The organism is Bradyrhizobium sp. SZCCHNR1053 (assembly GCF_032381235.1).
Taxonomy (GTDB): domain Bacteria; phylum Pseudomonadota; class Alphaproteobacteria; order Rhizobiales; family Xanthobacteraceae; genus Bradyrhizobium.
On the sequence record NZ_JAUHJM010000004.1, the window covers coordinates 23,683 to 37,809 of the forward strand.

At 59.3% G+C, this 14,127-nt stretch carries 9 protein-coding genes and 1 pseudogene; 7 read left to right on the forward strand and 3 right to left on the reverse strand.

Translation table 11 applies throughout. The features are described from left to right. Positions 1 to 5 precede the first annotated feature (5 nt). Positions 6 to 2,006, forward strand: a complete 2,001-nt coding sequence (locus QX051_RS12280; RefSeq protein ID WP_315776291.1) for a hypothetical protein — start codon at positions 6 to 8, stop codon at positions 2,004 to 2,006. Here the strand turns inward: QX051_RS12280 and QX051_RS12285 are convergent. Next, positions 1,965 to 3,365 (reverse strand): hypothetical protein, encoded by a 1,401-nt coding sequence (locus tag QX051_RS12285; RefSeq protein ID WP_315776293.1) that lies wholly within the window; start codon positions 3,363 to 3,365, stop codon positions 1,965 to 1,967. The genes QX051_RS12280 and QX051_RS12285 overlap by 42 nt on opposite strands. 130 nt (positions 3,366 to 3,495) lie before the next feature. Between QX051_RS12285 and QX051_RS12290 the strand changes: the two genes are divergently transcribed. From QX051_RS12290 to QX051_RS12315, 6 genes and pseudogenes are all read left to right on the forward strand, one after another. Beyond that, positions 3,496 to 4,344 (forward strand): ABC transporter permease, encoded by an 849-nt coding sequence (locus QX051_RS12290; RefSeq protein ID WP_315776295.1) that lies wholly within the window; start codon positions 3,496 to 3,498, stop codon positions 4,342 to 4,344. A 48-nt stretch (positions 4,345 to 4,392) separates the two neighbouring features. After that, positions 4,393 to 5,688, forward strand: coding sequence for an alpha/beta hydrolase (locus QX051_RS12295; protein WP_315776297.1), 1,296 nt, complete (start codon positions 4,393 to 4,395; stop codon positions 5,686 to 5,688). Positions 5,689 to 5,821: 133 nt separating this feature from the next. Continuing rightward, on the forward strand, positions 5,822 to 6,835 hold the full coding sequence (galE, locus tag QX051_RS12300; protein ID WP_315758001.1) for a UDP-glucose 4-epimerase GalE: 1,014 nt from the start codon (positions 5,822 to 5,824) through the stop codon (positions 6,833 to 6,835). Between the two features lie 3 nt (positions 6,836 to 6,838). Further along, positions 6,839 to 7,177, forward strand: a pseudogene (locus QX051_RS12305) (methyl-accepting chemotaxis protein); the annotation flags it as partial. Between the two features lie 212 nt (positions 7,178 to 7,389). Further along, entirely contained in the window at positions 7,390 to 9,369 is a 1,980-nt protein-coding gene (locus QX051_RS12310) for a DUF6538 domain-containing protein (RefSeq protein WP_315776299.1), read from the forward strand. A 314-nt stretch (positions 9,370 to 9,683) separates the two neighbouring features. Continuing rightward, entirely contained in the window at positions 9,684 to 10,001 is a 318-nt protein-coding gene (locus tag QX051_RS12315; RefSeq protein ID WP_315776300.1) for a hypothetical protein, read from the forward strand. Positions 10,002 to 10,203: 202 nt separating this feature from the next. On the opposite strand, the gene QX051_RS12320 is transcribed toward QX051_RS12315, so the two are convergent. Both QX051_RS12320 and QX051_RS12325 read right to left on the reverse strand, forming a co-directional pair. Next, positions 10,204 to 13,077 (reverse strand): DEAD/DEAH box helicase, encoded by a 2,874-nt coding sequence (locus tag QX051_RS12320; protein ID WP_315776301.1) that lies wholly within the window; start codon positions 13,075 to 13,077, stop codon positions 10,204 to 10,206. After that, positions 13,074 to 14,063, reverse strand: coding sequence for a hypothetical protein (locus QX051_RS12325; RefSeq protein WP_315776302.1), 990 nt, complete (start codon positions 14,061 to 14,063; stop codon positions 13,074 to 13,076). The genes QX051_RS12320 and QX051_RS12325 overlap by 4 nt, the downstream gene beginning before the upstream one ends. Positions 14,064 to 14,127 lie beyond the last annotated feature (64 nt).

The following is a 14,127-nucleotide window of genomic DNA, read 5'->3' on the forward strand; positions in this document are numbered from 1 at the left end:
GCGACATGGACGCGGAACTCCAATCCAGACTTGATGACGCCGACGTCGTTTCATTCGACGTCTTCGATACGTCGATTCTTCGCGCGTTGGCGGAGCCCGATGATCTCTTTCTGTTGATGGAGCCGGCTGTGCGCCGCAGGCTCGGCGCCGATTCAATTCAGTTCGGCGTGGCGCGGCGCGATGCGGAGCGGTTGGCGCGCGAACGCGCCTGGCAAAGCCATCGTGCCCGGGAGGTCACGTTGGACGAAATCTACGGCACCCTTTCCGAGTCCCTGGCTATCGATTCGGAGTTATCTAAGGCTGTTGCTCAAATGGAGATCGAGGCGGAGCTCGACGTCTGCCGGCGCAATCCGTTCATTCATGATGCCTATCGTTGGTGCCGCGATCGCGGCAAGCGAATCGCCTTCATCTCCGATTCGTACCTTCCGGAGCAGGTGATTGCCGACCTGCTGCGGAATGCCGGCTATGACGGCTATGAAGCCTTACTGGTTTCGTCGGTCTCGAAGAAGACGAAGTCAACCGGCGAGCTCCATGCCGAAGCGCGAGCGCGCCTGCCCGGTGAAGGTCAGCGCTGGCTCCACATCGGCGACAACATCCGTGCGGATATCGAGATGGGACGGAAGCATGGAATGTCGACCTGGCATTACCGGCGCTGCATGGACGCGTATATGAGCTCTCACCGCGCCTCGAAGGTGTGGAAGACATCGGAGCCTGCATCTGCGGCAAGGTCGGTCGCGCAGGGGCTGATCGCCAACCGGATCACCCATGCAAGACGGGACGCCGTGCCGGTCTCGCGCGAGGAGAGCTTTTGGGAGGATTTCGGCTATGTAACGGCCGGTCCGCTGTTTGTCGGCTTCACGGAATGGTTGATTGAGCAGGCTAAGGCGCGCCGCTTGGACGCCCTGTATTTCCTGGCCCGTGAAGGGCTCGTGATGCAGCAGGTCTATGACAAGCTGGCCGCCGCGGCAGATGGAGCGGTCAAAGAGACGCACTATCTTTATGGTTCGAGGCGTGCGCTTAACGTGGCGGCGATCAAGGACCTCAATGAGGATGTCATCCGGTTTCTGTCGGGCGGGACATCGGTGCTTACAGCGGCGCAATTCATCGAGCGCGCTGGCGTCGACTGGCGCAAACATCAGGGAGCTTTCGGTGCGGCTGGATTTAGCGGCCCCGACCACGAGGTCAAGACGGAAGCGGACTATGGACGCCTGCGGCAATTGTTCCTCGGGCTTGCAGGACCGATCTGCGAGAACGCGCGCGAGGAACGTGAGGTTCTGCTGGACTATTTGAGCGCTTCCGGTCTGGTGGGGGGCCGCCGCGTTGGCCTGATCGACGTCGGGTGGCATGGTACGATGCAGCGGTCGATCACCGATATGCTGCGCGAGAGGGGGGATTGCCCGGAGATTACCGGACTCTACCTCGGCACATATGGGTTCGCGCACGAGATCGTTCTGCCCGACGAGAAATATCCCCACGACGCCTATCTTTTCCGGCGGGGCGAACCGGACGACTACCGGCGCTTGATCTGGGAGGGGGTCGAAGTCGTCGAATTGTTGTTTTCGGCGACGGAGGGCACGATCGTTCGTATGGAGCGCGACGCCGACGGCAACTATTTTCCCGTTAGGGCGTCCACCGATCTCGAGCCCTACAGGGTCGAGAGTATCGTGCGCATGCAACAAGGGGCGATGCAATTCGTCGACGACTATCTGGCGCTGAAGGTCCGGTTTCCGGACCTCGCCTTGTCCAAGGACGCGGCGGCGGCGCAATTGAAGCGCTTCCTGCAGTATCCGACCGAAGCCGAGGCGCGTCATGTCGGCGATATTCCGCACGGAGAAGGATTCGGTGCCGTATACGCAAGACGACTGCTGGCCTATCCGCACAGTCTGCGGATGCTGGCGCGACCGCAGTCGTTCCGATGGGTGCTCCGGCACGATTATTGGCACGCCGGCCGCAATCGTCGGGGCTCACCGGTGCAGCGCGCGGTTTATTGGCTTCTGACCCGGTAATCCCGCGGACGTCGGCGCCGGCGCGGCCAACCCGCCGGCGACGCCCTCCGCCTTGGTCCCATGGTCATCGCCCACAGTCCGCGCTCGTTCCATCAGCGCGAGATCGCGCGACGTCAACCCAAGGATCAGGAAGAACAGGATCACGCACGCATATCCGAACCGATAATCCGGCACGACGATGAGGGGAAGCAGCATGACCTGATAGGCGATAGCCACGACCAGATAGACCATCCACTCCGGTCGACGCCGATGCAGCTTCAGCCGCACTATGGCCGCCAGAAGGACGACGGCTCCGATCATCGGCAGCCAATGGCTGGAGAGCCATCGAGGCGCGGCATCGAGATAGGCATTCACCATTCCGTTCGCCTTCGGCCAAAAGAGGTGAATACGAGGATTTGAATCGATGCCGGGATGGTACGTCCAATGCCCGCGCAGGTACTCGCGCACGATGACGCTACGGGTGTCGAGATATGCGAGCGGATAGGCCACAACGGCGCTCTCCCAGCGGCGACGCAGTTCTGCCAAGTCGTCGCCGACGACGAACCGCACCATTTCGCTTTCGGGATTCGCCCATGCGATCGGAGACAGGCTGTCGCTCCAGTAGTGCCGCTGCAGCACAGCAAGATCGTTGGCGGGAAAGCTCGCGGGAGTCAGCAAGAGCTGATCGGTCCGGATCGAAATGCCGGCGAGGTCGAACAGAAAGATCCCGCCCTCGGCATGCCGGGCTTCAGGCTTGACGACTTTTGCGACGAACAGGCCTAGCGCGGCGGCGGTGAGGAGCAAGACCCCGGCGAAGCGGACGGCGGGGAGCAATTTTCGTCCGGCCAGGACGTACTCACCCCAAATGAACAGCGGCAGCAGGAGAACGGTCTCCGGGCGTATCGATGGCGCCAGCGCAATCAGGGCTGCGCGCGTATGGACGAGCCTGGTTGGCGCGGCCGCCGAGGACATCGCGAAGGTCGCGACGAATAGCGCGGCCACCCAGGTGTCCTTCGAGACCGCAACGAGGTGGTTGAGTACGGGGGGGAACAACGAGAATCCGAACGCGGCCAGCAACGCCGCCGGCGACGAAAGGCCATTGGCGCGTAAGGTGAGGACGACCGCATAAACGATCGCGAAGACGATCAGCGTGGTATGCCCCGCGACCAGGGCCGGAGAGGCGCCGATCGTTCTCCACAGCCAGGCCACGAGAGGAGCGTGCCAGTCGTGAAAGCGGTCGCCGAGTGCCTGGCCATACAGGTCGAGCGCATCGGCATTCATCCGTCCGGGAAACGAGGGCAACGCGATCAGCGCTGATCCGACGAAGGTCAAGAGCGCCAGAGCCCAAGGCGGAAAGCGATCCTGATGCCCGGTCGTCATGAGCGCTGTGCCTGAGAAGGATGCGGAATCGTCGCTGTCGGCTTGCGAAATTCAGCTATTTGCTTGCACTCGTTTGGCGCTACTGTCAAACTTGTTGATACTTATGGTTTCGTAGCGGGGGCGACGTAACATGGCGGCCGTGCAGCAATCGCGAGATCATTTTTCCTGGCCGCAACTGCTGTTGCCGTGGGAAATCGTGCGCAGACTGGTCGCGCACGGCACGCTGCTTCGGCAGTTTACCTTGCGCGATATTCTGGCGCGCTACCGCGGCTCGTATCTGGGCGTTGTCTGGTCGCTGTTGCGGCCGCTGGGGATGCTGACTGTCTATGTGGTCGTCTTCGGCTTCATCCTGCAGCCGCAACTCGGCGGTGGCGCGGGCAAGCTGGACTTCGTGCTCTCGATGTTCTGCGGGCTGATCCTATTCGATTTCTTCGCCGAGGCGGTCGGACGCTCGCCCGCTCTGGTCGTCTCGAAACCTAACTTCGTCACCAAGGTGGTTTTCCCGCTGGAGATTCTGTCGCTGTCGGCCGTGGCGGCCGCGCTCGTGCAGATGATCGTCAGCTTCGTCCCATTCTTCTGTGGCGTCCTGCTGGCGCACGGTACGGTTCCGGCCACGGCGACGCTGCTTCCGCTCGTGGTCGCGCCGTTGATCTGCTTTGCATTGGGCTTTAGCTGGCTGCTGTCCAGTCTCGGCGTGTTTGTCAGGGATCTCAACGCGATGGTGCCATTGTTGCTGACAGTGCTCATGTTTGCCAGCGCGATCTTCTATTCGCTGAGCAGTGTCCCCCCGGAATTCCGATGGTTGTTCAATCTCAATCCGATTGCCGCGCTGGTCGATGATGCGCGCAAGGTCGCCGTGCTGGGGCTTGCGCCGGAATGGGGGAGGCTGGGCGCGATGTTCGCCGCTGGCGTCGTTGTCGCTGTCGCTGGCTATGCCTTCTTCATGCGCACGAAGCGCGGCTTCGCCGACGTGGTCTGACGGTCTGCGGACGCGATGAACAGCACAACGTGCGCTTCGGCCGGGGCGATGAAGGCGCCCACACCGTTCCGATTGGCAATTCTGTTCGACGATGCCGACGCGGCATCGCTGGCGCGAGCCGCTACCTTGCGCGACGGTTTCGATCCCACTTGGTTTGCGCCGGAACTCTGGCCGGCCGGACTCACGCGGTTCTCCGGCCTGATGCGGCTGGCTTGGCAGTTGCGTAGCTGTCGACCCGCGGCTCTCTACGCGCCGTCGTCGCGCGGTGCGAACTGGGGCGCCGTTTTGGGCGTCCTGTTCGGCATTCCCGTCGTGACGGACAGTCCCCAACCCGGCATTGCGCGCCTCGTGCGGCTGGTTCGTGGCCGCTATGCCGCTGTGGGCTTGGATGCAGCGGCGTCTTCAGCCAAGACGTTGGCGCTGCCAGCCATCGAGGGCGTCGAGCATGTTCTGCGCGGGGTCCTGCAGATGGGATCGTCGTGGACGACGACGGGCGACGGGCGGCTGCCGATCGAGTTGGCGCTGGGCACCAGGAACGGCGGATCGGCGATGGCCGATCGGATCGAAGAGCGTGGCGTCAGTCGTCCCGACCGGTCGGTGCGCGTCGTCGGCCGACCGACCTTGACGGTGTTCCTCCCCGAGCGGCGGATCGCGACCGGAACGGCGATCGTCATCTGTCCGGGCGGCGGCTATGCCGGCGTCACCATCGACAAGGAAGGTCATGACGTCGCGCGCTGGCTGGCGGCGCGGGGCATCGCCGGCCTTGTCCTGAAATACCGGCTGCCGCAATCGGATCGGGCGGACACCGCCCTGCCGTTGCCGATGGCCGATCTCGACGAAGCGCTGGCGGTAACGCGCGCCCATGCGACGGTGTGGGGGATTCGCTCCGATCGGATCGGCGCCATGGGCTTCTCGGCCGGCGGGCATATGGTGGCATGGGCCTCGCGGTCGGCGGGATCGCCGGCCTTTGCCATCCTGGTCTACCCCGTAATCTCAATGGATCGAGCCATTACCCATGCTGGATCACGCAAGGCCCTGCTCGGGAAGTCTCCATCCGATGCCGTGGCCGGACGTTACTCGTTTGAGCGGGCCGTCACGCCAGGCGTCTGTCCGACATTTGTCGTTCACGCTCGGGACGACACCATCGCCAAGCCAGAGAATAGCTTCGTCTATCTTGAGGCGCTGCGCGCGGCGGCCGTGCCTGTGGAGGCCATGATCTGTGATCACGGCGGCCATGGCTTTGGCCTCGGAATTCATGGCGGCGAGGTCGCAAACTGGCCGGATCGTTGCCTTGAGTGGATCGCTACGACGACTGCAGCACGTTGGAGGCCGTCACCCGAATGAGCGGGACTCGAGCAAGCCGGTCGACCACAACGATAACCCATGGTATCGATCGAAAGGTGTCGTGTCGATATTTGATCGCATTGGTTGAGGTTGTGGGGCGGGAAGGTTGCGGCTGAAGAAAGCGAGTTCTTGCATGGGTGCTGGGCGGCGGATTCTTGTTACGGGCGGAGCCGGATACATCGGGTCACATTGTTGCAAGGCAGTTAGGGAAGCTGGATTTGAGCCTGTCTGCTACGACAACCTTGCAATCGGCCATCGATCGTTTGTGAACTGGGGCCCTCTTGTTACGGGGGACATCCTGGACGAACGGAGCCTCGTTGCAGCGCTGAGGGAGTTTGAGATCCAGGCCGTTATTCATTTGGCGGCATCGAGCCTGGTGGGTGAGTCTGTATCGCATCCTCACATATATTATCGTAACAACGTGGTCGGCACGCTGACGCTGCTCGACTCCATGCGCAAGGCCGGATGCTCCAACATTGTTTTTTCGAGCACCGGCGCAGTCTATGGCGAAGTACCTAGGATGCCCATCAGAGAAGCCCAAGCAGGGCATGCCGTAAATCCATACGGCAGATCGAAATGGATGGCCGAGCAGATCATCGGGGACTTCGAGGCTTCATATGGGTTCAACGCGATTCGGTTGCGCTATTTCAATGCTTGCGGGGCAGATGATTGCGGGCTCATCGGCGAACTTCGGGACCCCGAAACTCATCTGATTCCGCGGGCGCTGATGGTCATTCAGGGACACCTGGATGAGTTCGCCGTCTACGGGGATGATTACGATACTCCCGATGGATCGGCAGTCCGGGACTACATTCATGTCAGCGATTTGGCAGATGCGCATGTGAGGGCGATCCATGCCTTGATGAGAAACGAAAGGAAAATTGTCGGACGAGCGTTCAATCTCGGAACCGGCAAGGGTTATTCGGTCAAAGAGGTGTTGCACGCCATTGAGCGGGAAACCGGTTCTGCGCCGCCCACAACGATGAAGGATCGTCGCCCCGGTGACCCCTCCACGTTGGTGGCGGACCCCACAGCTGCCAACGACGATCTCCAGTTCCGCCCATTGCGATCGGACCTGCATACGATCATCAGGTCAGCCTGGGCATGGCATACGAAGGCGCATCCTCGCCGGGTCCGCGAGCTTTGACCAAGGGGAGCCGCCGTGCGTCCTTCTTTCCGGCTGCCGGCCATGTCAAAGTCGCGAACGACGCGGCCCACCGGCGAGATCGGCCAGCAGATCTCGAGCATCCAGTCCGCCACCCAGCAATCGGTCGGTGCCGTCCGCGAGATCGGCATCACGATCGAGAAGCTGCAGGAGATTTCGTCGACGATCGCATCGGCCGTGGAGCAGCAGGGCGCTGCCACCCGGGAGATCTCGCACAATGTCCAGCACGCGGGCGCGAGAACGCAGTTGGTCTCGGCCAACATTGCGGATGTGCAGCGTGGCGCAGTCGACGCCGGAACCGCCGCATCCCAGGTTCTGTCCGCCGGGTACGAGGGCTAGAATCTGCGCCAAATTCAGAATTGGCGTTGATTTTGCTGCGGACGCCCGTAGCTTTTGATCCCGCCATTCGGAGGTTCGATCCCTCCCGCCCCAGCCAGATCATCAGATGCCCTTGATAATTCAGCAAATCTGGGCTGGCTGGGGAGGTGATCCACAGCTCTGCGACACGATCCTGTTGCACAGGAGTGTCGTTTGCGATGGCCTTCCACATCGTTCGCCGAGACGCGACGTACTATTGGCGTCGTCGGGTCCCTCAGCCCCTTGCCAAGGTGCTGCAGCGGCCACATGTCTTTTTAAGTCTGAGAACGACGAGTCTTGCCGTCGCCCGCAGGCTAACCCTTAAGCTGGATACGCTATTCGAAGACGCCGTCATGCTGGCCGCTGATGCTAATTTGCAGCTTTCCCCGGCCCAGCTTGATGGGATGCTGCGTGCCGTTGTGACGACCCACCTCGATAAGCTTGAACGGGTGGCTGCGGCGGCCAAGAGTTTTGAAAGCTTCGACGCCGGCCTGGCGAGGGTTGACGACAAGCGGGCCTTCTGGGCCTACAAGCTGCTCGATGCCCAAGGCTTTTGCGCGGTCGTCCGTCCAGAGGATCGCGCGGAAATGTCCGCCGAAGGAATGGGAGACGGCGATATCGACGCGGTCATGGACCATCTCGCCATGCTTCGTATCAATGAGTTCGTCCCGACGAAGCCGCACATTCTTCGCCGTTTGTTGGACCAGGTCCATGCCCAGCCAAGCGCTATGAACATGGCGCAAACTCAGTCGATCTACTTCCGAGGCATGAAGCTCGCGCTTGCCGCTGTTGAACGCCGCTACGGCGGCTCGCGGCTTGAAGACCAAGATACGGTCGATCGGCTACTGCAGTCGCATGCGCCGGCGGTTCAAGAAGCGGATCCCATCCGCAGCGAACAGCCGTCAGCGGAGGTAGGATCGCGTTCGATTCATGTGAAAGAGCTGCTCAATTTCGCTGAAGGAGTCATCGCTGCGAAGAGTAAAGACGAGTTGTGGGACGAAAAAACGCAGCGGCAGGCCAGAAGCATAACCGATTTGCTCGTGCGATTTCTTCTCCAGAACCAGCGCGTTGAGGACCTCAACGGGGTCAGCCAGGAAAATTTAGCGCGGTTTGTCGATTTCCTGCGTCACGACATCTACACGCACTACGGAAGATCCTCGCGAGACAAGTGCCGCACCATCGCGGAGCTTAGGGAGATTGCGGCTCAGAAGAGCCAGAACAAGCGCGGCATCGAGCGCGACACGCTGAACCGTCATCTCGGTTTCCTGAGCCAGATCTTTTCTCACGCGGCCATTCGGGGTGCCAGTGGATTGGACAAGATTGATCTCTCCAAACTGCGTGTGAAAGGAAAGAGCAAGCGAGCGCGCGACGCTCGGCCGAAGTTGCCGTTAGACAAGCTAAAGGCGGTATTCAATACTCCGCCATTCATCGGCTGTGCGGGGTGGAATCGCATGACCGAGGCCGGCACGGGCGGTACCGCGGCCGTGTTCCACTGCGCTCTCTACTTCGTCCCCGTCCTCATTTACTACACCGGATGCCGACGTGAGGAGCTTTGTGGCCTGATGGTCGACGATGTGATCGTCGACAATGGTAAGATACCGTATTTGCACATAGCCAGGAACGCTCGTCGCCGTATCAAGAACGCTCAATCGCAACGCAATATTCCCTTACATCCGGAAGTCCTGCGGCTTGGCTTCCTAGCTTATGTCAAGACCATCAAAGCGCTCGGATACGATCTTGTCTTTCCGGATCTTTTTTCGCCCTCCAGTCGTTCTCCGCTGGGCGACCGCTTTTACAAGGAGTTCACTCCGATCCTGCAGGCTGCGGGTGTGACCGAGAAAGGCTTAGGCGCGCACGCCGTTCGTCATCTGTTTGGTGCTCAATTGAAAAAGAAGCTGGTTACGGAAGAAGAGCGAGCGGATTTGCTCGGTCACGGTGGTGACTCGGAAACGAGCGAACGCTATTGCGAACCACACGAACTAGAGACGCTGATGGAGTTCGTGCTGAAACTGCCGGTTATTACGCGAGATCTTGAGCCGCACGAAATTTGTCTCATCCCGTGGGTTGCCGAACGACAGGTAGCACCGTTCTCACAGCCATCCCGATCGAAGAAGGACAAGAATTTGTCTCGGGTCGAGACGTTCCGGCCCGCGCGTTAACCATATGGTACGAAGACAGCGAAAAGAGAGTGCTGGCATCGTACCTGGCGTACCAAGCGTTGGAGCCGCAGAGGCGCTGCAATTTCACGAGCGGATACTCGTTGACAACCGTAACGGCATGCTTGCGGTTACCGCGATGGCATCTTATTTCGATAAACGAGCGGCTCTCATCGCTCGCATTTGGCCGCGCTCGCGCGGGTGAGATAAAGATCCTTCTGCCGCGCTTGCGCGGGTAAGCCGATAACCTCCGTGTCCGCGCCTGCGCGGGTCAGGTGGGCCGTCGTGGCCCACCCATAGCTTCATGGAGGCAAGTCATGAAGTACTACCAAGTCTACTCGGTCGTTGAGAGCGAGCGCTCCTTCACGAACTTTTTCAAGCGAGATGCCACGGTTCGAGCCATCCGCGAGGGACAAATTCGTGGCGGACTGCTCGTCAAAGACATCTACACTGCCGGTCAGGCCGCAGCCAACCAGAAAGCCCGCAAGTGGGGCCGGACGGCGGAGGCTTTGACCAAGGCGGATGGGTATACCTCCGATGGAGGCATCGTTTTTCATGCCGAGATCTGGACCCACCGCCGGACGCGTCTCGTTGATGAGGTGCGCTTCGCCGTGAAAGGCAACACAGAGGGGTAGACTGCTAACGCCCCGGAGAACTCGTTCTCCGGGGCTATTTTCAACGAGAAGCCGGCGCATTGTTGCGCTACAAGATACGAATACTGAGGCGCTATTGAGCTGTGCCCACCTTGTGAATCGCTAAGATCTCCCCCGCGCTTTGAGAAGATGTCCGATATCCCTTAAGCGCGGGACGCCGCCGCAACGAAGATGCTCATAGGTGTTACGGTGGTGTACCGATAACAGAGCGGCCAGCTGCATTTACCGGAGAACCGAGCTCCGCTACCGCCAACGTAACCAAGTCATTCGGATGTCGGAATTGTGTGACGGCCTTCGCCATCGCCAGTTCTGCGCGATCTCTCGCCGCATCCAATTCTGCTTTTTTCACTAGCGGGTCCCGCCTGATCGGCTCCGCATCCTGGAGAGCAGCCTCAAAAAGGCGTCCTAGGAATTTCCCGTCGACGGTGAGTGACTCGTTCTCTTGTTGAACAACGATCAAGTCTTCTCCTTGGTGATGACCTTGGTCATCCTGGTACCTTGCCAAAAAGACGGCAAAGAACTTCGGAAGGAGAGCGTCTTCCGCAAATGTGGCATATGAGCCGCCGAACTCCGCCGCCGTCACGGAGTTTACAAGATACCTCAAGAAGGCGCCCGAGAAGTCGATCAAGGCCACATCGCTCTCCGGATTCCAATCTCTTCGCCGAGTTGTAGCCGTTACAACTGTTCGGTTCCCAAATTCGCGAAAAGTGCCCTTCAAATGGGAGGGTAGACGCAGTGTAAACCGTTCGAGGTCAGCTGAGGGCACCACTTCAATATCAAACCGGATGGCCGACCGTTGCACGAATGCGGCTAAGTTGGCGGTGGTGTATCCGCCGAGGGACCGCTTTCCGATATCAAGTTGATCAATCTGGCTAAGAACTTCGTCCTGCAGTTTTTTGGCCCTACTTGCCTCCGCGATGGCAGCATCAATGCGTTCCTTAGTTCGTTCGACATTTCCATTGCGAGCCTCGTCCAATAATTCAGAAATGTCGACACGCTCCAAGAGCTCGCCCATGACCTCCGCCGCGTACCGCTCGTCGAATTCTGGTCCAACGCTCCTCATCTCACGCACGATAGTATCGATGCGGTCAACGACAGTTGAGACAATTTCGTTGTCGATCGTATCGCGCGCATGGAAATTGATAGCCACAACGCGTTCTTTCTGGCCGTAGCGGTAGAGCCGTCCCATCCTCTGGGTCAGGCGCGCGGGATTCCAAGGCAAGTCAAAGTTCACAAGGATGTGGCACCGTCGATGGAGGTTCAGACCTTCGCCACCCGCCTCGGTGGAGATAAGGACAGGAACCTCACTTTCGAAGGACCGAACGGCTTCTCGCTTCTCATCCACAGTCATGCCGCCATGAATTATTGCCGGTCGCACTCCCAGGAGACGCTGAACTTGATGGAGTAGATAGGCCTGAGTAGATCGAAACTCCGTGAAAATCAGGATCTTTTCGCCCTGATCGCGTACCACTTCGCGCACGATTTCAACGAGAGCCGCTCCCTTCCTGTCCGTTCTCATGCACGCTTCCCCACGCGCGATCAGATCCTTGAGCATGATCTCTTCGCCTTCGAAGAACGGCTGACGTTTTTGGGCTGGTCCGTGCTGGTCTAAACTGTCATCGGCCTCGGGTTGATCATCTTCATCAAATGTATCCGCTTTATCTTCCTGAGCCGCTGGCTGCTCAGACAATCGATCAAGCCGCCGTCGTAGGGCAATCCAAAGTGCAGCAACCGACGAGGAGGCGAGCTTTCGATAGATCGTCATGACGAAGCCGACAGCTCGTCCTTCCTTGCCGCCAATGGCATCGCCTGCGCCATACCCCCGAGCCAGGTACTGTCTTAGACGCGCTTCCAGATCTGCAAACTGTTCATCAGTCTCCACTTCAACGCGCCGGACCAGCAAACCGTGGAAAAGAAACTTGCCGTCCATATCAACGGCGTCAATCTTTCGGTTCCTTAGAATGATCTCGCGCACCACATCGGGAGTGTGATCGATGTTACTGATTAAGGTTGCCAAATCAGGGCGCACCAAGGTCAGCAAGTTGCGAAATTTTCCTTGATCACCTTGATGAGGAGTACCCGTCAGCAAGACAAGCGCATCGGTACGTTCACGTAGCCCTTGGGCAAGCCGAAACCGCAATGTGGATCGACCCTGTTCGTCGCGGGACAGGCGGTGGGCTTCGTCAAATATTATGATATCCCACGCGCCGGCCGCCATGAACATTCCAAAGCTTGTATCAGCGTCCCGTCCGTCATCCTGGGCGCTGCGCGGCTTTGCGAGATCAAGAGACACAATGACGCGTTCATAGAGACCCCACTCCCGAGCATCCGACACGCGAAAGTCGATTCCATAAATGAGAAACCGGCGATCAAACTTGATGAGCATTTCCTCCTTCCATTGCCGGGTCAGGCCGGAGGGAACAACAATCAGGATACGACGGATGTTCTGACGTCTTTCGAGCGCAGCTAAAAGGAGGCCGATCTCGATCGTCTTTCCTAACCCAACATCGTCAGCAATCAGCCAATTTGTCTGACCTGAATTTAAGATGCGATGAACTAGCCCGATTTGGTGAGGAAGCGGATCGACGTCCAATCGATCCAAGGCGCCGGTCGCCTCATTCCATGACCGAAGGAGATGGGCCATGACGTTTAGTGCGAGACGATCGGCCGAATCCCGTGTTGCCGGTTCAGAACGGCGATAGCGCAGGTCGGGATCCATGATTCGGCGCAAGCGTTCAAATGGCAGCCAAAGCGTGTGACCCGTCATGTGAAATTGAACGAGGGCTTGATGGCGCGTGGCGAGTTCTCGGACCTTCATCACCGTTCCGGTTCCGAAGGTTTCGCGAACGCCTGACAATGGGACGTCTTGCACCGTGAACCCGGGGCGCAAACCGCAGCCCCAGTCTCCGGACTTTAGCCGTGATACGCCATTTGGCCCGAAATCGACCTCGATGATCGGTCCATCATCGAGGTCGAAAACGCGTCTTACGAAACCGATCTCGGACGGATTGCTGACTCGGCACACCCACGCATTCTCGATGGGTACTAACTCGTTCATGCGCGGACCTTCTTAGGAGTAAGGACGTCTTCGGAGTTTGCATTTGTTACCGCCACCGCTTCAGTTTGACCGCGGCACAAAAGCCCAGTGCGTGAAAAGCTATCGAACAAATTGAAGCCGTCTATAGTGACCATTGGGCGCGCACTAACGTGGCGCCGTGGAGGGGCGGGAGAGGCTAGCACTCCGGCAGCAAATGCCTCAATCTTTGCCTCCGCGTAATCGATAAATCGCCAGTACAGCGGATCGCCTATAGACAATTCCAACCAATCATCGAGCCAGTCGGATTCAATGATTGCCTCTGGCGGAAGACCTTTTCGATTCACCACGAACCGATATGAGCGTGCCCAGCCGAGCATGTTTATGCCGCCATCGGGTATGAGCGGCTGACGGGATCCCCTGCGTCGCGTACTCCACCACAAAGGCGACGACGCCCAAATCTGCCGTAGCGCGAAGGCTGACCAAACGTCGTCGGCGTCGGCATTTTCTAGGGCCAAGTCGGCGAGTGCAGAAAACGTTGCTGCATGGGGATACTGGCAAAACAATTCCGAAAAGCGTTGCTCAAATCGTCGCCGGCGTTCGATCTGAGGCAGGTCCAGCAACGACACAAGCCACCGAGCTCGTTGAAGGGCTTTGTCGCTGCTGCTCGGAGCCCTTAGCTTCAGATAGAAGGGATTTTCTGCGGCATGTGGAATGAAGTCGGGAAGCCGTAGATCGGCCTGCCAGCTCGAAACGTTGGCAATCTCCAGGTCGGTTTGGCCCGCAGGTGCTGGGTCCCAGAAGTCGCCCGAGCCGATTGCGCCAGCGCGACAAAGCTCGGCATCCGGAGGAGCAGGCGCGGGAAATGTCGATAGTGGGTCCCAAGGGTCGACATCGGTCATCGCCTCGGGCCCGATTTCGAAATCCTCCCGGAGCCAATGAGTCAATGGCGCAGTGACCGTCTGCGATGGCAATGCTGGCTTTTCAGACGGCGTTTCCCCCACGCGCATCTAGCGATTCCCCAATCCTTGGCCTGTGTCAGGTCAGCAGGACAACTGGTCCAGTTTCTTGGTT

Excerpts from the sequence above, each read along its gene's own strand:
- QX051_RS12320 (WP_315776301.1), bottom strand. The coding sequence starts at position 13,077 with ATGAACGAGTTAGTACCCATCGAGAATGCGTGGGTGTGCCGAGTCAGC.
- QX051_RS12295 (WP_315776297.1), top strand. The coding sequence starts at position 4,393 with ATGAAGGCGCCCACACCGTTCCGATTGGCAATTCTGTTCGACGATGCC.
- QX051_RS12310 (WP_315776299.1), top strand. The coding sequence starts at position 7,390 with ATGGCCTTCCACATCGTTCGCCGAGACGCGACGTACTATTGGCGTCGT.
- galE (WP_315758001.1), top strand. The coding sequence starts at position 5,822 with ATGGGTGCTGGGCGGCGGATTCTTGTTACGGGCGGAGCCGGATACATC.
- QX051_RS12280 (WP_315776291.1), top strand. The coding sequence starts at position 6 with ATGGACGCGGAACTCCAATCCAGACTTGATGACGCCGACGTCGTTTCA.
- QX051_RS12315 (WP_315776300.1), top strand. The coding sequence starts at position 9,684 with ATGAAGTACTACCAAGTCTACTCGGTCGTTGAGAGCGAGCGCTCCTTC.
- QX051_RS12325 (WP_315776302.1), bottom strand. The coding sequence starts at position 14,063 with ATGCGCGTGGGGGAAACGCCGTCTGAAAAGCCAGCATTGCCATCGCAG.
- QX051_RS12290 (WP_315776295.1), top strand. The coding sequence starts at position 3,496 with ATGGCGGCCGTGCAGCAATCGCGAGATCATTTTTCCTGGCCGCAACTG.
- QX051_RS12285 (WP_315776293.1), bottom strand. The coding sequence starts at position 3,365 with ATGACGACCGGGCATCAGGATCGCTTTCCGCCTTGGGCTCTGGCGCTC.